12 protein-coding genes and 1 other annotated feature are annotated in these 18,667 nt (G+C 38.1%); of the genes, 6 read left to right on the top strand and 6 right to left on the bottom strand.

Translation table 11 applies throughout. The annotated features are described in order from the left end of the window. The first annotated feature begins 168 nt into the window (after positions 1 to 168). On the top strand, positions 169 to 2,943 hold the full coding sequence (locus tag ACKXGF_RS10415; protein WP_411953663.1) for a UPF0182 family protein: 2,775 nt from the start codon (positions 169 to 171) through the stop codon (positions 2,941 to 2,943). 48 nt (positions 2,944 to 2,991) lie between these two features. Here ACKXGF_RS10415 and ACKXGF_RS10420 read toward each other — a convergent pair whose 3' ends face one another. Both ACKXGF_RS10420 and tyrS read right to left on the bottom strand, forming a co-directional pair. Beyond that, positions 2,992 to 4,617, bottom strand: coding sequence for a glutathione ABC transporter substrate-binding protein (locus ACKXGF_RS10420; protein ID WP_411953664.1), 1,626 nt, complete (start codon positions 4,615 to 4,617; stop codon positions 2,992 to 2,994). Positions 4,618 to 4,783: 166 nt separating this feature from the next. Then, positions 4,784 to 6,055: a tyrosine--tRNA ligase gene (gene tyrS, locus ACKXGF_RS10425; protein ID WP_411953665.1), complete on the bottom strand. Its 1,272-nt coding sequence runs from the start codon at positions 6,053 to 6,055 to the stop codon at positions 4,784 to 4,786. A 39-nt stretch (positions 6,056 to 6,094) separates the two neighbouring features. Then, positions 6,095 to 6,299, bottom strand: a binding site (T-box leader). Positions 6,300 to 6,424: 125 nt separating this feature from the next. Between tyrS and ACKXGF_RS10430 the strand changes: the two genes are divergently transcribed. The 4 genes from ACKXGF_RS10430 to ACKXGF_RS10445 all read left to right on the top strand — a co-directional run bounded on the left by ACKXGF_RS10430 (position 6,425) and on the right by ACKXGF_RS10445 (position 12,262). Then, the gene (locus ACKXGF_RS10430; protein WP_411953666.1) at positions 6,425 to 9,679 is read left to right on the top strand and encodes a transglycosylase domain-containing protein; all 3,255 of its coding nucleotides are present in this window, start codon (positions 6,425 to 6,427) and stop codon (positions 9,677 to 9,679) included. Between the two features lie 112 nt (positions 9,680 to 9,791). Beyond that, on the top strand, positions 9,792 to 10,430 hold the full coding sequence (locus ACKXGF_RS10435) for a GNAT family N-acetyltransferase (RefSeq protein ID WP_411953667.1): 639 nt from the start codon (positions 9,792 to 9,794) through the stop codon (positions 10,428 to 10,430). Between the two features lie 15 nt (positions 10,431 to 10,445). Further along, on the top strand, positions 10,446 to 11,093 hold the full coding sequence (locus tag ACKXGF_RS10440; protein ID WP_411953668.1) for an acetoin utilization AcuB family protein: 648 nt from the start codon (positions 10,446 to 10,448) through the stop codon (positions 11,091 to 11,093). Further along, positions 11,090 to 12,262: an acetoin utilization protein AcuC gene (locus tag ACKXGF_RS10445; RefSeq protein WP_411953669.1), complete on the top strand. Its 1,173-nt coding sequence runs from the start codon at positions 11,090 to 11,092 to the stop codon at positions 12,260 to 12,262. The genes ACKXGF_RS10440 and ACKXGF_RS10445 overlap by 4 nt, the downstream gene beginning before the upstream one ends. A gap of 49 nt (positions 12,263 to 12,311) precedes the next feature. Here ACKXGF_RS10445 and motS read toward each other — a convergent pair whose 3' ends face one another. The 4 genes from motS to ACKXGF_RS10465 all read right to left on the bottom strand — a co-directional run bounded on the left by motS (position 12,312) and on the right by ACKXGF_RS10465 (position 16,239). Beyond that, positions 12,312 to 13,091: a flagellar motor protein MotS gene (motS, locus tag ACKXGF_RS10450; RefSeq protein ID WP_411953670.1), complete on the bottom strand. Its 780-nt coding sequence runs from the start codon at positions 13,089 to 13,091 to the stop codon at positions 12,312 to 12,314. Continuing rightward, positions 13,088 to 13,897 carry a flagellar motor protein MotP gene (gene motP / locus ACKXGF_RS10455; protein WP_411953671.1) on the bottom strand — a complete coding sequence of 270 codons (810 nt, stop codon included), beginning with the start codon at positions 13,895 to 13,897 and terminating at the stop codon, positions 13,088 to 13,090. Before motP ends, motS begins: the two co-directional genes overlap by 4 nt. 53 nt (positions 13,898 to 13,950) lie before the next feature. Then, positions 13,951 to 14,952: a catabolite control protein A gene (gene ccpA / locus ACKXGF_RS10460; protein ID WP_411953672.1), complete on the bottom strand. Its 1,002-nt coding sequence runs from the start codon at positions 14,950 to 14,952 to the stop codon at positions 13,951 to 13,953. 210 nt (positions 14,953 to 15,162) lie between these two features. After that, positions 15,163 to 16,239 (bottom strand): bifunctional 3-deoxy-7-phosphoheptulonate synthase/chorismate mutase, encoded by a 1,077-nt coding sequence (locus ACKXGF_RS10465; RefSeq protein WP_411953673.1) that lies wholly within the window; start codon positions 16,237 to 16,239, stop codon positions 15,163 to 15,165. Between the two features lie 211 nt (positions 16,240 to 16,450). On the opposite strand from ACKXGF_RS10465, the gene ACKXGF_RS10470 reads away from it, so the two are divergent. Continuing rightward, a complete protein-coding gene (locus ACKXGF_RS10470; protein ID WP_411953674.1) occupies positions 16,451 to 18,604 on the top strand; it encodes a cell division protein FtsA in 2,154 nt (717 codons plus the stop codon). The last annotated feature ends 63 nt before the right edge of the window (positions 18,605 to 18,667 follow it).

Below are 18,667 nucleotides of genomic sequence, written 5' to 3' on the forward strand. Positions count from 1 at the left end.
ATGATTATACTAAATACTTCTGATTCCAAAAAACATTTTTCGACTATTTTATGTGTTTCAATTAAAAATAAGTCATAAAAACCATCTCACAATGTTACCTTATAACTATATCCAGCGACTGTATTTTGGTATAATAGTCATTGGACTATACACGGAGAGGGAGATTGCATGAGTGACGATAATGTGTTTCAACACCCGAATCAAAAGAAAGAATCGGGTTCAAAATGGTTGAAACCTCTAAAATGGCTAAGTATTATTCTGATTCCATTCATTATAATCGGTTTATTAAGTTTTAACTGGATTATTGAATACATTTGGATGGATTCCGTTGGTTACGAGCAAGTATTCACAACTATATTAATGAGTCGAGTTTCGCTGGGCTTAATTGGTTTTATACTTTATTTTGTAGTAGCCTATGTTACATTCTTTTGGATACACCGGGCTTACATAAAATTTTTAAACAAAGAAACGATCCCACCAATTTTATTAAAGAAAAAATCTGCTTATACGATTATATTTCTTATCGCTCTAATTTTTGGTGCTGTAGGAACAGTTATGGTACAAGGGATCGGTTGGGAGCCTGCTTTAAAAGCATTAAATTATGAAACATTTGGTCAAACAGATCCACATTTTAATTTAGATTTTTCCTTTTACATTTATTTATTACCGATTTTCGAGCTAGTTATTAATTTACTATTGGGCTTAACAGTCTTTATGACCGTTATAATTGGGCTAGCTTACTCAGTTTTCAACATGTACCGAGAAAGTCGAATAGCTCAATGGCATCTAGGTGTTAGCGTTGCTTTAATCGGGATATTTATAGCGCTTAATCATCTACTTGAACCATACAATACCCTTCTAACCAATCAAGTAAACTGGTTTCAAGAAAGTGTTGTTTATGGCTTAAGTTATACAGATGATGTGATTAACATACCTAAAGCTTATATCTTAGCCGGTATCGCGATATTAGGTGTAGGGATTTTAATTGCTGCTTTAATAAAAGGAAATCTAACATGGATGGTTATCCCTATTGCACTTTACATTACCGTGGCATTGACCGGCCAAATTGTCTCGGCTGTTGTTCAAAGTTATGTGGTTTCTCCAAATGAATTTAATCGTGAGAAACCTTATTTACAGCATAATCTTGATTTAACGCTTGATGCTTACGATTTAAACGATATTACTGTAGAAGACCATCCAGGCTCTCGCAGCTTAGATCAGGATATGATTGATCGAAATCAAAATACATTAGAAAATGTTCGCATTAATGATTCTCGACCTTTATTAGACGTTTATAACCAATTGCAAACGTTCCGGAATTATTATGAATTCAACGATGTCGATATTGACCGTTATGAAATTAATGGTGATTATCAACAGGTATTTGTCGGTACCCGTGAATTAAATACAACAGACTTACCTGACCAAGCAAGAACTTGGCGAAATGAAAAGTTACGGTATACACACGGTTACGGTGTAACGATGAGCCAAGTTAATGAGATAGATTCTCAAGGACAACCAGAATATTTAGTCCAAGATATACCTGCAGAAGGTGAAGTCGAGATTACACGACCTCAGATTTACTTCGGTGAAGAACAAGCACAGAACGTGATGGTTAACACCCAAGTAGATGAATTTGATTATCCAATGGGAGATAGCAACCAATCTTACCGTTTTAGTGAAGATACTGGTATTTCATTAGCAGGTATAAATCGCGCCTTATTCTCAATCAGTGAAGGATCATTTAGAATGTTTACATCTGATCAAATAACTGATGAAAGCCAACTACTAGCAACTCGTAATATTGAAGAACGTGTTGAGCGGATTGCACCATTTATAGACTATGACCAAGATCCTTATATCGTGGTCCGTGATGATGGTTCACTTGTTTGGGTGATCGATGCATATTTGAAATCAGGAAATCACCCGTATTCTGAAAGACATAATGGTGAAGATAACTATATTCGTAACTCGGTAAAAGTAACTGTTGACGCTTACTCTGGTGAAGTCGATTTCTATGTTGTCGATGAAGAAGATCCATTACTGAAGACATATGAAAATATGTTCCCGCAATTATTTACTCGAGAAATACCAGAGGATATTGAAAAACATTTCCGTTACCCAGTTGATTTATTTGAGATTCAATCAGACATTTACGGAACTTATCATATGGGTAACTTAGAAGTATTTTATAACCGTGAAGACCGCTGGGAATTCTCAACTGAACGGTATTTTGATCAAGATATTACCATGGATCCTTATTATGTCACAATGGCACTGCCAGGAAATGATGAGGAAGAATTTGTGCTCATGTCACCATACACCCCGAAAAACCGGCAAAATATGATAGCTTGGATGGGTGCAAGAAACGATGGTGACAACTATGGTGAATTAGTGGTTTATGAGTTTCCAAAACAACGTAATATTTACGGAACTCAACAAATTGAAAACCGTATTAATCAAGATAGCGTGATTTCACAAGAATTAAACTTATGGTCACAAGGTGGCTCAAGCGTCATTCGTGGTAACTTATTAACGATTCCAATCGAAGACACAATCATGTACGTTGAACCGATTTATATCGAATCTTCTAATGAAACATCATTACCTGAAGTGAAGCAAGTTGTCGTCGCTTATGGAGATTATATTGTCATGGAAGCTACATTCGATGACGCATTAGAAGAGTTAGTTGACCGAATTGAACGTGGTGCTCCTACAAACATGCCTGAAGATGCTGAAAATCCAGATGACGAAGGTACTGGAACTGGCGAAACTGATCAAGAGGATAACGAACAGCAAACACCCCCAATTAGCGAAGACGCTCAAGAACGTCTGAATAACGTTTCTGAACTGTTCGATGAGTACCAAAATGCTTTATCAAATGGTAATTGGGAAGAAGCTGGTCAGATTATGAATGATATTGAAAACTTATTAAATCAATAAGAAAAAGGAGAGCTCAATTATTTTGAGCTCTCCTTTTAATTTACAAGTTTATTCCGATTTTTTAACGTCTTTTAAATAAGGGAAACTACTTGGATACTGGTAGAATCCTTCTATATCTTCACTTAATCCTGCTAGTAAAACGGAATGATATAATGGAACGATAGGTGATTCATCAATAATAATTTGCTGTGCTTCCTCGTATAATTCTAAACGTTTCTCTTCATCATTAGATCTTCTAGCTTCTTCTAATAGTTGATCAACTTCATCATGACTAAAGAATGAACGATTACCTGCCGATCCTGCGTTTTCAGAATGGAACATTGGGTATAAACCATAATCAGCATCTAGAGTTACAGTCCCCCAACTACCAACTAACATATCATGCTCTCCTTGTGCTGTTAGATCTAAATAAGCACCTATATCCAACTGTTCGATATTAAGTTCAATGTTGAGTTCTTCTAATTCAGACTGAATATAAACAGCTGTATCAGCCGTCGTTTTATCATAGACATACACATCTAGACTAAAGCCTTCCTCATAACCTTCTTCTTCTAATATTTCTTTTGCTTTTTCCACGTTATGTTCAATCAATTCTAATTCATCACTGTATCCGTTCACTGTTGGCGCTAATGGACCAGCCGCTGGTAGAGGAACGCCACTCATCAAGCCTTCTACTAAAGCTTCTTTATCAATAGCCATATTAATAGCTCGGCGTACCTCGCGATTATCTAATGGCTCTTTTTCAACATTAAAACCTAAGTAAGACATACTAGCACTTTCTGATTCTTTCACACGACCTTCTTCTGACTCATTGATACTAGACACTTTATCGGTATTGACCGGATAAATGATATCAGCCTCATCAGTCAGTAATTCTGAAACACGTGAACTTTCTTCAGGAACTGCTTTGAAAACTATGCGTTCAAAGTTAGGTTTTTCTCCCCAGTAATCTTCGTTTTTCGTTAAGATTACATTTTCACCTGAATTATGTTCCTCTAATTCATAATAACCTGTACCTACAGGGTTTTCATTAACAGCTGTAAGTGGGTTTTCTCCATTCTCCATCCCTTCGTAATCCGCTTCAATTGATTTCGGACTAATCATGTGACCACCAGGATGAGCTAAATGAGCTGGTAGTGCTGAGAATGGGTATTGTGTATGAATTTGAACTGTATAATCATCGACGACTTCTACCTCGTCAATCATATCAAATAAGAAACTTAAGGTTGCCCCGACTTCTGGATCTAAGACACGATCAAGATTCATCTTGACCACTTCTGCATTAAATGGTTCACCATCATGAAATGTGACATCTTCCCTTAACTTAAACTCCCAAGTCGTTTCATTCACTTGTTCATAACTTTTAGCTAAACTCGGTTCAAGCTCAAGATCTTGATTCATCCGAACTAATGTATCATAAATATTTGTCATCACATATAACGAGATCCCATCATTTGCTGCATGTGGATCAAGTGATGATGGTGTTGAATCCAAATCAATCACGAGTTCTTCATTATTACCTACAGTTTCTTTCTCTTGCGTTTTACCTTCTGCAGATTCTTCTGATTGGTTTTCTTCCCCTTCTTCTGAATCGCTGCTACCTTCACTTGCACAAGCTGCTAATGCAACTAACACAACTAATAGTAACGATAATTTCTTCATGATGTTTAGCATGATAATCCCCCTTAATCAATTCATGTTGTATCAAATTTAGTTTATGAATAATACAACAAAATGATTATACCTTTATAACCGTAAAAAATCAAACAAAACTCATCTATTTAGTCAGGTTTTATAAAAATAAACAGCCAACTTTAAACAAAGTTGGCTGTTTATGAAATTATGAGCTATGACGTACTAAATAGTATTTCTTCTTACCACGGCGAATGACAGTAAATGCATTATCAATTCGATCTTCCTGATTCACAACATAACCCAAATCTTGCTGACGCTGATCATTAATATAAATCGCACCATTTTGAATATCTTCGCGTGCTTGACGTTTAGATGAAGAAATTTCTGCTTCAACAAGTAAATCAATTAAACCTTTTTCGGAATCAACTAATTCATAGGTCGGAACATCTTTAAAACCGACCTCAACCTCTTCTTTAGTTAAATCATTGATATCTCCACCAAAGAGTGCAGCCGTAATACGTTGTGCTTGATTGAGGGCTGCTTCACTATGAACCATCTTCGTCATTTCTTCAGCTAATCGACGCTGAGCAATTCTTTGTTCTGGACGTTCTGATAGTTCTTTCTCTAATTCAGCAATCTCCTCTAATGATAAGAAGGTGAAAGATTTCAAGAACTTCACGACATCACGATCATCGGTATTAATCCAGAATTGGTAAAATTCATAAGGACTCGTCTTCTTCTCATCAAGCCAAATAGCTCCACCTGCTGTTTTACCAAACTTTGAACCGTCAGCCTTAGTAATTAACGGTACTGTTAGGCCGTATGCCTCAACATCTTCACCTTCATCACTTTTACGACGAATAAATTCTAATCCAGCTGTAATATTACCCCACTGGTCACTACCACCAATTTGTAAGGTCACATTTTCTTGTTGATTTAATCGTTGGAAATCAAGTGACTGAAGCAACATATAAGTGAATTCTGTAAAAGAAATCCCGTTTTCGATTCTTGTTTCAACAGAATCCTTCGCTAACATATAATTAACACTGAAATGCTTACCTACATCACGCAATAAATCGATCACTGACATCTCTGAAAGCCAATCATAGTTATTCACGACTTTGGCTCCTGTCTTCTCATCGGAAAAATCAATTAAACGAGACAATTGACTCTCAATATTAGCCACCCAATCTTGAACAATTGATTCCTCATTCAATTGACGTTCTTCACTACGTCCACTCGGATCACCAATTAAACCAGTACCACCACCAACTAATGCAATCGGTCGATGACCCGCTTCTTGGAAACGTTTCAGCATTAAAATAGGTAATAAATGACCAATATGAAGGCTATCAGCTGTAGGGTCAAATCCACAATATAGTGACACTCTATCTTCAATTAAATGCTTTTCTAATCCCTCATCATCAGTCATCTGATTAATGAGCCCTCTGGCATGTAAATCTTCAATAATATTCATGGTATACCTCCTTTAAAATATAAAAAAGCCCCTCATCCGCTTAGGGACGAGAGGCTCGCGTTACCACCCTATTTGTGTCTTCAAATACAAGACACCACTTCATTCGTTAACGGGATTAACCGTCTCTTAATCGAGAAAAGCTCCTAGCCGTAATTCAGTCCATAGTGTGTACTGATTTGCACCACCCATCAGCTCTCTGTAACACCATCATTATGTCCTTACTTCAACTATTCGTCGCTTGTTATTTTTATTTGATCATTATATTTTTACCATAGTCTTACTAAAAACGCAACATAATCATTCTAATAGATGATATGACGATTAGACAAGATATGCTATAATATAATCGATATTTTAGGAGGTTCGTCGATGAGTAATCAAAAATCTGACAATAAATTTCTATCATTTTTTCAAAAAGGAAAATTCCCGAAATACACACGTGTTTCACTCGATATTGCTTGGAATGTCTTACTATTCTTCATCATTATCGGTGTAACCGTCGCCTTTTTTATTGGTGGATTAGGTTTCGGCTATCTCGCTTCTTTAGTTGAAGACGTAGAAGTTAGTGAAGCTAGTGAAATGACAGAAATGGTCCATAACTATGAAGAAACATCTGAAGTATTTTTCGCTGACGAAAAATACTTAGGTGAAATTCGTGGTAATATACACCGTGAACAAATTAGTAGTGATCAAGTCTCACAAACTTTCATAGACGCTGTGATTGCTACTGAAGACGAGAATTTCTATGAGCACGAAGGTATTGTACCAAAGGCCATCATGCGTGCCCTATACCAACAATTTGCTGGAACACCTACGCAAACTGGTGGTAGTACATTGACCCAGCAGCTCGTTAAAAACCAAATCTTGTCTAATGAAGTATCATTCGAACGTAAGGCTGAGGAAATATTCATTTCTTTACGCTTAGAACAATTTATTGATAAGGAAAATATATTAGAAGCTTATCTAAATGTCGTGCCATTTGGACGAGACTCTACTGGGCGTAATATTGCTGGTATTCAAGCAGCAGCTCAAGGAATCTTTGATGTGAATGCTGAAGAGTTGAATATCCCTCAAGCTGCCTATATCGCTGGTTTACCACAAAATCCATATGTTTATACACCTTATGCTAATGGTGGTGAACTTAAGCCAGAAGATCAATTACAACCTGGTTTAAACCGAATGGAATCAGTTCTGGAACGTATGCATGACGCTGGGAAAATTAGTGATCAAGAATATGAAGAGGCTTTAAATTACGACATTGTCTCTGATTTCACCCAAAAAACTGAATCGATTCGTGACGATTACCCATTTATTGCAGATGAAGTTCAAAGACGTGCACGCGACGTCTTAGCTGAACAATTAGCTGAAGAACAAGGTGAATTAGAAGAATATAATAATGTTGACTCAACACGTCAGCATTACCGTGATTTAGCCATGAATGAATTGCGTCATAGCGGACTAAAAGTGCATACAACCATTAAGAAAGATATTTATGACGAATGGCAAGTTAGAAAGAATAAGTTTGACAATTACGGTAGAACAAAAACCGTTCAAGTAGAAAATCCTGATACAGGTGAAATAACACAAAAAGAAATTCCTGTTGAAGCTGGCGCGATGATGATTGAGAATAGTTCAGGTGCCATTTTAAGTTTTGTGGGTGGTCGAGATTTCGACAGACGCCAAGTCAATAATGCAACCTATAATATTCGACCTCCTGGTAGTACGATGAAACCGTTGTTTGGTTATGCAGTCGGAATGGAATTAGGTATTATTCAACCTGGATCACCTCTTTTAAATGTTAAATTTGACTACTACCCTGGCGAACCATGGTCACCAAGTAACTATATTTCCTATGATACTGGTGGATTTGTTAGCGCAAGAGAAGCATTGCGGGATTCCGATAACATCCCTGCTTCCCGTTTGATGATTGACATCATCGAAGAAGATGGTAATCCAAAACGATTTTTAGACAAAATGGGGATTGATGGTGGACAAAACGTTCCATCAAACGTTCTAGGTCCATCACCTCCTATGACCATTGAAGAAAATGTCTCTGCTTATACGACTTTCGCTAATCAAGGTAACCATAAGAGTCCGTACATGGTTGAGCGCATTGAAGATGATGAAGGCAATATTATTTATGAACATGAATCCGAATCTGAGGAAGTCTTCTCGCCTCAAACTGCTTATTTAACGATCGATATGATGCGTGATGTCGTCAACAATGGTACGGCAGCATCCTTAAATTATACACTGAATAATCCTGGTGTTGACTGGGCTGGTAAAACAGGTACATCTGGAGACTATAAAGATGCTTGGTTTGTAGGTACTAACCCAAATGTCACAGTCGGAACATGGATGGGGTATTACAATCATGATGAAGCCGTAAATCCATCTGCTCTAGAGCTAAACCATGATCAGTATAGTAGACGTAACCTACAGTTTTGGTCGGAACTCGTTAATTCTTCTGCTGAGATAAATTCTGACCTTGTAACACCAAGTGAAAGCTTTTCAAGTCCTGGGGGCATTGTTTCACGCAGTTACTGTGGATTAACAGGTAACGCGCCAAGTGACATGTGCGCTGAACTCGGTTTAGTTGAAACTGACCTATTTAATACCGACTATGCACCGTCTTCTAGCGATAACGACATCTTCTCAACTAGTGACTATGTCGAAATAGATGGCGATCGTTATCCAGCTGTTGATGCAACACCTAGTGAATTTACCGAAGAAGGCTTTACAATGGAAAACGACTTTATCGATGAATTTGGCTGGGGCACAACTTATCGAGTTGGTTCTGGTTGGTCTGACCCAGTTGATATGGACCAAATCATCGAGGATGGTGATATCCCAGACTTGGTCAACGTTGAAGACGAATTAGATGATGAAGGCGCACCTAGCGCACCATCCAATGTATCTATTTCAGGCGGTACACTTAATTGGTCTGGAGCAGACGGTCAAGTTGTTGGTTATAGAGTTTACCGTGCTGCAGATGAAGATAGCTCATTTAGTGAAATTGGAAATACAACGTCAACAGAAATTTCTCTTCCATCAAGTGATTCTGTCTATGCAGTGAGAGCTGTAAGTCTGTATGGCCATGAATCAAACCTATCTGAATCAGTAATTTATGGTTCACTTGAAGAAGAGGAAGAAGAAAGTGAAGAGTCTGGTTCTGAAGGAGATTCTGGATCAGGAGATAATAATGACTCCAGTGAAGGATCTGACGATGGTTCCAGTGGCGGTTCCGATGGTGGTTCTGACGATGGTTCCACCGACGGTTCCGATGGTGGTTCTGACGATGGTTCCAACGGCGGTTCCGGTGGTGGTTCTGACGATGGTTCTAACGGCGGTTCCGGTGGTGGTTCTGACGATGGTTCCAGCGGCGGTTCCGGTGGTGGTTCTGACGATGGTTCCACCGACGGTTCCGATGGTGGTTCTGACGATGGTTCCACCGACGGTTCCGGTGGTGGTTCTGACGATGGTTCCAGCGGCGGTTCCGGTGGTGGTTCTGACGATGGTTCCAGCGGCGGTTCCGGTGGTGGTTCTGACGATGGTTCCAGCGGCGGTTCCGGTGGTGGTTCTGACGATGGTTCCACCGACGGTTCCGGTGACAGTTCAAACTAAATCAACCTTAAATTATTCAAATCCCACTGACTCAATTCAGTGGGATTTTTCTATAAGAATGATGACTAAACATGTTATAATAGACTTATCATTTGATTTAGGTGGTGTCACTTTGAAGCATCCAAAAACCTATCATCACAAAACGATTCAGAATGGCGATCAAGTCATTATTGTAGAAGGACCTCTATCTTCAACTTTTTTAGCTGATTATTACTTTGACGAGGGTTTAACAGCATTTCGTCCAGCTAAGAAACAATTTGAAGCAGTAAAGTCTATTGCTGATTTCGAAGAAGGACGTATTGTTATTGCTCGTGATGGCGATAAGATCGTTGGTTATGCGACCTTCTTACATCCTGATCCATTAGAGCGTTGGTCTGAAATCAAAATGGAAGATTTGATTGAATTAGGTGCTATCGAAGTATCTAATGACTATCGTGGTCTTAGTATTGGATCCACTTTGCTAGAAGTGGCGATGTTAGATCACCAAATGGAGAACTATATTGTCATTACAACTGAATACTATTGGCATTGGGATATGGATTCAACACGACTAAATATTTGGCAATATCGCGAAATCATGGAGAGAATGATGGGCCATGGTGGACTGACACCTATGTCAACAGACGACCCAGAAATTATGTCCCACCCCGCTAATTGTTTACTTGTTAGAATTGGTGAGAACGTACCAGAAGAATCAATTGAAACATTCGATTCATTACGCTTTATGGGTAAGCGTCATGATTGGATGTAAAAATGAGGTGAGACGATGTTAGTAGAAGAAATTATGTCCAAACCCACAGTCAAATTAAGCCCTAGTGACTTAATTGAAGAAGCCTTAGCTTTATTAAATGAACATACCATTCGTCATATTCCAATTGTGGATGAAAATGACCAAGTCGTTGGTATTTTATCAGACCGAGATGTACGAGATGCAACACCATCTATTTTAGAACCTGAACAGAATTATCAAATCTTAAAACACGATGTATCATCGATCATGACATCTCCTGTTATTACCGTTCATCCTTTAGATTTCATCGAAGATATTGCATCGATTTTTTATGATCATGAGATTGCTTGTGTGCCTGTCACGAAAAATAATCAACTGGTCGGAATCGTGACAGAGAAAGACTTACTATATCGCTTAATTCAGCTTACAGGCATTCATGAGCAAAGTTCGCAAATAGAAATCAAAGTGCCTAATAAAGTGGGCGTTTTACCACATGTCACCAAGATTGTAAGTGAACGAAACACCAATATCTCTTCTGTTTATGTCTATCCTTATCAAGATAGCTATACTGAAAAAATTATTGTCTTAAGAATTCAAACGATGAATCCGATGCCATTAATTGATGAACTGAAACAATACGGCTATGAAGTGATTTGGCCAAATATTCCAGGGTTATCAAAATGACACATCTACAAGCAGGATTCATCTATACAGATACATTTCAAAACTACAATTTTGGTGAACAGCATCCTTTTAATCAAAAACGCGTTGAATTAACTTACGAATTACTTAAGGACATGAAAGCTGTAAGTGATGAACAAATCATCACACCTCGTATTGCAACCGATTCTGAAATCGCTTTAGTACATGATCCGAAGTATATAGATGCCGTTAAACGAGCAAGTCGAAATGAACTAAAAGAAGAAGAAACAATTGAGTTTGGAATTGGGACCGAGGATACACCTGCCTTTCAAGACATGCATCTCGCGGCCAGTCAACTAGTTGGTGGAACTCTAAGTGCCGTCGATCATGTCTTAAATGGTTCTTATAATACTGTCGTTAATCTCGGTGGAGGATTACACCATGGTTTTCGCCGTAAAGCATCTGGCTTTTGTATTTATAATGATGCAGCGATCGCCATTCAGTATATTAGAAAGCATTATGATTATAAGGTATTATATGTTGATACAGATGCACATCATGGCGATGGTGTCCAATGGATATTTTACGATGACCCTAATGTTTGCACCCTTTCGATTCATGAAACAGGTCGTTATTTATTTCCGGGCACAGGTAATATAAATGAACGTGGGCACAATGATGGTTATGGCACTTCGTTTAATGTTCCAATTGATGCCTTTACGGAAGATGAGTCATTTTTAGATACTTATCAGAAAACGTTGTTTAATGTAGCCGAGCATTTCATTCCAGATATTATCGTGACTCAAAATGGAGCTGATGCGCATGTTCTTGATCCTTTATCCCATTTGGCTTGTACGATGAAGATTTATGAGGAAATCCCTAAATTAGCCCAATCTGTTGCAGATACTTATTGTCAGGGGAAATGGGTTGCTTTAGGTGGTGGTGGCTATGATATTTGGCGTGTCGTGCCTCGTGCTTGGTCACAGTTATGGGCTGTTGCTAATCATGGAGAACCATTCAAAGGTAACATACCAACTTCTTGGATTGAACGCTTTCAACAAGAAAGTCCCGTTACGCTTCCTGCAACATGGCATGATCAAGAGAACTTATATAAACCAATTCCAAGAAAAGAAGAAATAACCGAGAAAAATAGCATTCTCGTACAAAAATTATTACAACCAATCCTCAACGACCGTAATTATATGATGTAAAAAAAGCCTAATGGAGAAAACTGCTATCAGTCTCCATTAGGCTTTTTGATTAAGATGAACCTTGATCTAATTCTAAGATAACCATTTCCACCCGACGATTGCGTTGTAAATTGTCTTCCGAATTATTGTCTGAAACAGGACGATATTCAGCATAACCCGTCGCTTCAAAACGTGTTGGATCTAATGAATGTTCTTCAATAAAATATCGAATCACACTACTAGCTCTTGCAGTCGACAATTCCCAGTTAGAAGGATAACGATATGTATTAATCGGACGATCATCTGTATGACCTTCGACTTCAACATTATTAGGCATATTCCCTAACAATAAAGCTAATTGATCTAAAAATGGTTGGAAATCCTCGATTAACTCCGCTTCACCCGTTTCAAATAGCACACGTTCTTGCAATACAAGGACAACACCTTGATCCGTTTGATTAGCGGTAATCATATCATTTAATTCGTTTTCATCTAGGTAGGCTTGAATTTCTTCGTATATTTCGTCTAGATTTTGCTGATCTTCCTCAGCTGTTATATCTTGACTCGGTTCCTGGTCCGGTTGAGATTCATCTTCAGAATCATTCTCCCCATCCGTTTCACTTTCTTCTTCGTAATCGGTTGGATTTTCTTCTTCAATCGGTGAAGGCATAAAGTCGAAAATAACATTGTCTCGATATGATTCCGCTACTGCATTAAACTTCGTTGCATCAATTTGTGACATCGAAAACAACAAAATAAAGAAAACAAGAATCAGCGTCATCATATCTGAATATGTAACCATCCAAAGCGGCGCACTACGTTTCGGCTGCTTTTTATTTTTTGGCTTCATGTTACCTCCTCTTCCTGGTCTTCCTCCTCTTGCTGATCTTTCGTTGTTTCAGCAGGTAAGAAAGCACTTAGTTTCTCCTCTAGAATTTTCGGATTCTGACCAGATTGAACGCCAATCACACCTTCAACAACGACTTGTTTCATGAAGATTTCTTCTTCAGTACGTGAAACTAATTTACCTGCTATTGGTAAGAACACAAGATTCGCAAGCACCATCCCATAGAAAGTGGTTAACAATGCCACTGCCATACTTGGTCCGAGTGTTTCAGGATTATTCAATTGGTTCAACATCAAGATTAAACCAATCAGTGTACCAATCATTCCCCAAGCAGGAGCATATTCCCCGGCCTTTTCTATAATCGAACGCCCTTTGCTATGACGTTCTTCAGTCGCAGCAATTTCAGCGTTCATAATATCATTAATGACTTCCGGTTCAATGCCATCAATGGCTAGATAAATCCCCTTTTTAATAAACGGATCATTCAATTCTTCAACTTCACTCTCTAATGCTAGGAGTCCTTCACGTCTCGCTTTTTCTGATAATGATATAAATAATTGTATTAGTTCTCTTAAATTATAATCATCGTCTCGAAACGATTCTTTAAAAACCCTTAAACTTAATTTCATTTCTGCTAAGTTAAAGTTAACAAATAATGCACCTGTTAAACCACCAATGACAACAATCATGGAGCTAATTTGAATAAATGATGTTACACCACCAAAGCCATCATTAAAATAAATACCTAGTAAAAGCATTGTTGCACCAAGACCGATACCGACTGGTGTTAGTATGTCACTTTTTTTCATCTCTCTCTCACCCTACTTCTATATAAGCCTACCTATAAACTATATCGTCAGGTTTAATTTTTTGTTGAGTCTCTAACAACAATTCGATGAGGTAAAGTGACTTGTTCCTCTTCAATTTCTTCCCCGCGAAGTAATTTCGTTAACAAACGCATTGAGACGGCCCCAATGTCATACATCGGTTGTAATACACTGGTTAAGGTTGGTCTGACCATATTAGCTAAGCGCGTATTATCAAAACCAACAACGTTTAAATCATCTGGTACTTTGATTCCATAATCCTGAGCACCGTGAACGACCCCAAGTGCCATTTCATCTGAAGATGTAATAATTGCCCTAGGGGGATTCGATTGATTTAAGAAATAATTCGCGGCATCAATACCAGACTGGTAACTGTCATCGCCTGGATAGACGTATTCTTCATTGAATGGTAAACCACTCTCTTTAATAGCATCTAAATAGCCTTGACGTTTCATTTCATTAATCTTAGCGTTTAAAGGAGACGTAACAAACCCAATCGCTTCTTTGTCAATTTGTTGACTTAAGTGAATAACGGCATCTTTCATTGCTTCATAATAATCAATATTAACTGAAGGTAACGTGTGACTATCGTCTACTGTAGCTGCTAATATGACAGGGACATTAGCTTGGCTAAACGCTTCAATATGCTCACTCGTTACTGAGGAGCCCATAAAAATGACTCCGTCTACTTGTTTTTCTAACATATTATCTAATAAGTCTAGCTCTTTATTTTGTTGCTGATCAGAGCTACTAAGGATAATATGATATTTATACATCGAGGCAATATCCTCAATACCTCTTGCTAACTCTGCAAAAAACAAATTTGAAATGTCTGGAATAATGACACCAACTGATGTTGTTTTTCGGCTAGCTAAACCTCGTGCAACCGCATTTGGCCTAAAACCTAATTCCCCGATTGCATTTAATACTTTTTGTCTTGTAGCTGGTTTCACATTAGTGTTTCCGTTAATCACACGTGAAACAGTAGCCATTGAGACATTTGCTTCTTTTGCTACATCATAAATAGTTACACCCATAGTCAACGACTCCTTATTACAGGTTACTTTCCTTCCAAGCTCACATTTTTAGTCTCAATAACTAATAGGCATGTGAGATTTTCATAATCGACCACACTTAAATTGCAGTGTAAAGCGCAATTCAAGAAAATATTTAAATTATTTCAATAATAATTTTAAGCATAAGACATATTTCGCTCTATCGCAACAGCATGCTAAAGATTTTACGAATTAGTCATGAGTTAGCAGACTAGGTTGTCTAAGACTCTGAATAAAGTGCTCAAACGTTGGTAAGTCCATCTGCTGTTGTGAATCAGATAATGCGACAGCTGGATCAGGATGTACCTCTGCCATAATCCCATCAGCACCAATCGCTAATCCTGCTTTGGCCGCTGGTAATAATAAATCGCGTCTACCCGTCGAATGCGTGACATCTACCATCACAGGTAAGTGCGTTTCACGTTTAAGTACTGGCACAGCCGTAATATCAAGTGTGTTGCGTGTAGCTGTTTCATAAGTTCTAATACCACGTTCACATAAGATGATATTAAGGTTCCCTTGCGAAACAATGTATTCAGCAGCATTTAAAAACTCATTAATCGTTGCAGCTAAGCCACGCTTTAAAATAATCGGAACATTAGCTTTTCCAGCCTCTTTTAATAAATCAAAATTCTGCATATTACGGGCACCAATTTGAATAATATCTAAATATTTCTCACCTAAAGCGATATCATTAGGGTGCGTAATTTCACTCACAACTTTCAAACCGTGGCGATCACCTACATCACGTAAGATTTTCAGACCTTCTTCACCTAAACCTTGGAAATCATAAGGTGATGTCCGAGGCTTAAAAGCCCCACCCCTTAATATGTGGACACCTTGCTGTTTCACCACTTCTGCTACCTGGTCTACTTGTTCAAAGGATTCAACTGAACAAGGTCCCATCACAAATTGTTGTTCGCCATTTCCAATGTGAAGATCATCGACGGCTACAATCGTATCTGTCGGTTGCTTATCACGTGAGACAAGCAATGTCTTATGATAATCATCTTCCTGTAATTCTTTTGCCGCTTTAAAGATTTCCTTAAATAAATGTTCAATAGTTGAATACTCAAATGGTCCTTGATGCTGGTCAACGATGTGGTTTAACATATCACGTTCTCGTTCAGGGTCATAAGCTTTCATGCCCTGCGCTTTTTTAATATCGCCAAGCTCTTTTACGAGTTGACCACGTTTATTAATGAGTTCTAACAATTGTATATTAACTTGATCTAGTTCTTCTCTTAGTGAATCTAAATGATTATTCATTGTTCTTGCCTCCAGCTTCAGTTTATATTAAGTGATATTTATGGTACATTATCCTTAATTAATCTCATTGTTTTATATTTATAATCTTTGTCGTTTTCTAGTCACATTATATCGAACCACGGCCTAATTGTCATTAAAGGTCGTCTCAGTTTAGACAATACTTTATACATTTTTTGAATACATCTTATGAAGACTTAAGGAGGTGACCTGTATGAGTCGATTATTTGCTTTAGATATCGGAACACGTAGTGTCGTCGGTATTATTCTTGAAAAAGAAGGCGATGTTTATCATGTAGTCGATATGGTATCGCATGAACATAAAGAGCGGTCCATGGTGGATGGACAAATACATAATGTAATGGCCGTTTCAGACGTTATTAAAACAGTCAAAGAAGAGCTTGAAGCTAAACATGGTCCATTGACTCATGTTTGTGTGGCCGCAGCTGGACGTGCGCTTAAAACTGAACAAAGCCGCGTGAGTGTCAGTATTACTGAACAACCAATTATGTCGAATGAAGACATATTTCATTTAGAATTGGCGGCTGTTCAACAAGCCCAATATCAACTTGCTGAAAAACAAGCTGATAACTACAGCACTCAGTATTATTGTGTCGGTTACTCGGTCACGCATTATTATTTAGATGATCAAAGCATTGGTTCTCTAATCGACCAACAAGGCGAAGAAGCAACAGTTGATATTATTGCCACTTTTCTACCTAAAGTTGTTGTAGAATCTCTATTGGCAGCTTTACAACGTGCTGACTTAGAGATGGAAGCCTTAACCTTAGAACCTATCGCAGCCATTCAAGTGCTAATTCCTCAATCCATGCGAAAACTCAATGTCGCTTTAGTTGATGTTGGCGCTGGTACTAGTGATATTGCGATTACTAAAGACGGTACCGTAGTCGCTTATGGAATGGTTCCAAAAGCTGGTGATGAGATTACCGAAGCGATCAGTCAAGAATATCTTTTGGACTTTCACCAAGCTGAACAAGCCAAACGCCAATTAATTGATCAAAATATGATGGAAGTAGAAGATATCTTAGGATTTACCACTAGTGTTTCAGTTGACGACGTTACAAAACAAATTAGCTCAACCATCGGCAATTTATCTCGATCTATTTGCGAACAAATTATCAGTTTAAACAAAGAATCGCCACAAGCTGTTATGTTAGTCGGTGGTGGTAGCTTAACCCCTTCCTTAACGGATTATATTGCTGAGACATTACAGCTACCTGCTAATCGAGTAGCAGTAAGAGATATTGAAGCAATCAAGAATCTTAAAGGACAAGAACAGCTTCCTCATAGTCCAGAATTTGTCACACCGATTGGAATTGCAATCGCAGCGAAGCAAAGTCCTGTCCATTATATTAGTGTCACTGTCAATCAACGGATGGTACGTTTATTCGATGTGAAACAACTGACGATTGGGGATTGCTTATTAGCGGCTGGCTTAGAAATCAAAAAACTATACGGCAAACCTGGCATGGGCTTATTCATAACATTTAATGACAAGCCTGTCACTCTTCCAGGAACCTATGGAGAAGCACCAACTATAAAAATAAACGGAGAAGTAGCTTCATTACAAGATCACATTCAACACGGTGATGAGATTGAAGTATTCCCTGGAGAAGATGGTAAAACACCACAATACAGCATTGAAACATTAACTGGTCCAATTGAACATCTAACAGTGTCTATTCATGACCAACCTATTCAAGTTCAGCCTACAATTCGATTGAATGAAGAGAAGGCTCATATAACGAGTCCATTAAATGATGGTGATCATGTCATTTATCAATCACGTCATACAGTTTATGATGTTTTAGAACAACATACACAGCTAGACTTATCAAAAGGTAACCAACCTTTCGATATCAATGTTAATGGCGAAATGATGCAAATATTTCCCGAACAGGTGACAGTCTATCAAAACGACCAAAAAACTAAATTGTCGAATCCGATTCAACATCATGATCGTCTGTCTTACACTTTGAATGAATCAATTCAGATTGATGATGTATTAACCTATTTAGATCAAGGAGCAAAAGCTGGTATAACAGTCTTTTACGAAAACAAACCAGTAGAATTACAACCTACATCGTTTAATATGACAAAAAACGGAGTCGCGTGTGATCGACAAACATTAGTTTATCCAGATGATATCATCACGATAGACGAACCTGTGCAACAATCATTCATTTTTCAAGATCTATTCCGGTTTATAGAGTTAAATGTTTCTGAAATCTCAGGGAAACGCTTCAAACTCTATCGTAATCAAGAGCCAGTAGGATTCTCAGAACCGATTCAAGATGGTGATCAACTTTCAATTGAATGGTTTGATTCTGTGCGTGAGCTGTATTAAACCATTGCAAACTAACTAAAAAACCGATTGCACCTGACAATATACCTTTTGCAAACGGCTTTT

Origin of the sequence: Alkalibacillus sp. S2W, assembly GCF_046764385.1 — a bacterium.
In the GTDB taxonomy this organism is placed as follows: Bacteria; Bacillota; Bacilli; order Bacillales; family Alkalibacillaceae; genus Alkalibacillus; species Alkalibacillus almallahensis.

What these genes read in the sequence shown, in the direction of transcription:
- ACKXGF_RS10415 (WP_411953663.1), top strand. Translation starts at nt 169, where the DNA reads ATGAGTGACGATAATGTGTTTCAACACCCGAATCAAAAGAAAGAATCG.
- ACKXGF_RS10420 (WP_411953664.1), bottom strand. Translation starts at nt 4,617, where the DNA reads ATGCTAAACATCATGAAGAAATTATCGTTACTATTAGTTGTGTTAGTT.
- tyrS (WP_411953665.1), bottom strand. Translation starts at nt 6,055, where the DNA reads ATGAATATTATTGAAGATTTACATGCCAGAGGGCTCATTAATCAGATG.
- ACKXGF_RS10430 (WP_411953666.1), top strand. Translation starts at nt 6,425, where the DNA reads ATGAGTAATCAAAAATCTGACAATAAATTTCTATCATTTTTTCAAAAA.
- ACKXGF_RS10440 (WP_411953668.1), top strand. Translation starts at nt 10,446, where the DNA reads ATGTTAGTAGAAGAAATTATGTCCAAACCCACAGTCAAATTAAGCCCT.
- ACKXGF_RS10445 (WP_411953669.1), top strand. Translation starts at nt 11,090, where the DNA reads ATGACACATCTACAAGCAGGATTCATCTATACAGATACATTTCAAAAC.
- motS (WP_411953670.1), bottom strand. Translation starts at nt 13,091, where the DNA reads ATGAAGCCAAAAAATAAAAAGCAGCCGAAACGTAGTGCGCCGCTTTGG.
- motP (WP_411953671.1), bottom strand. Translation starts at nt 13,897, where the DNA reads ATGAAAAAAAGTGACATACTAACACCAGTCGGTATCGGTCTTGGTGCA.
- ccpA (WP_411953672.1), bottom strand. Translation starts at nt 14,952, where the DNA reads ATGGGTGTAACTATTTATGATGTAGCAAAAGAAGCAAATGTCTCAATG.
- ACKXGF_RS10465 (WP_411953673.1), bottom strand. Translation starts at nt 16,239, where the DNA reads ATGAATAATCATTTAGATTCACTAAGAGAAGAACTAGATCAAGTTAAT.
- ACKXGF_RS10470 (WP_411953674.1), top strand. Translation starts at nt 16,451, where the DNA reads ATGAGTCGATTATTTGCTTTAGATATCGGAACACGTAGTGTCGTCGGT.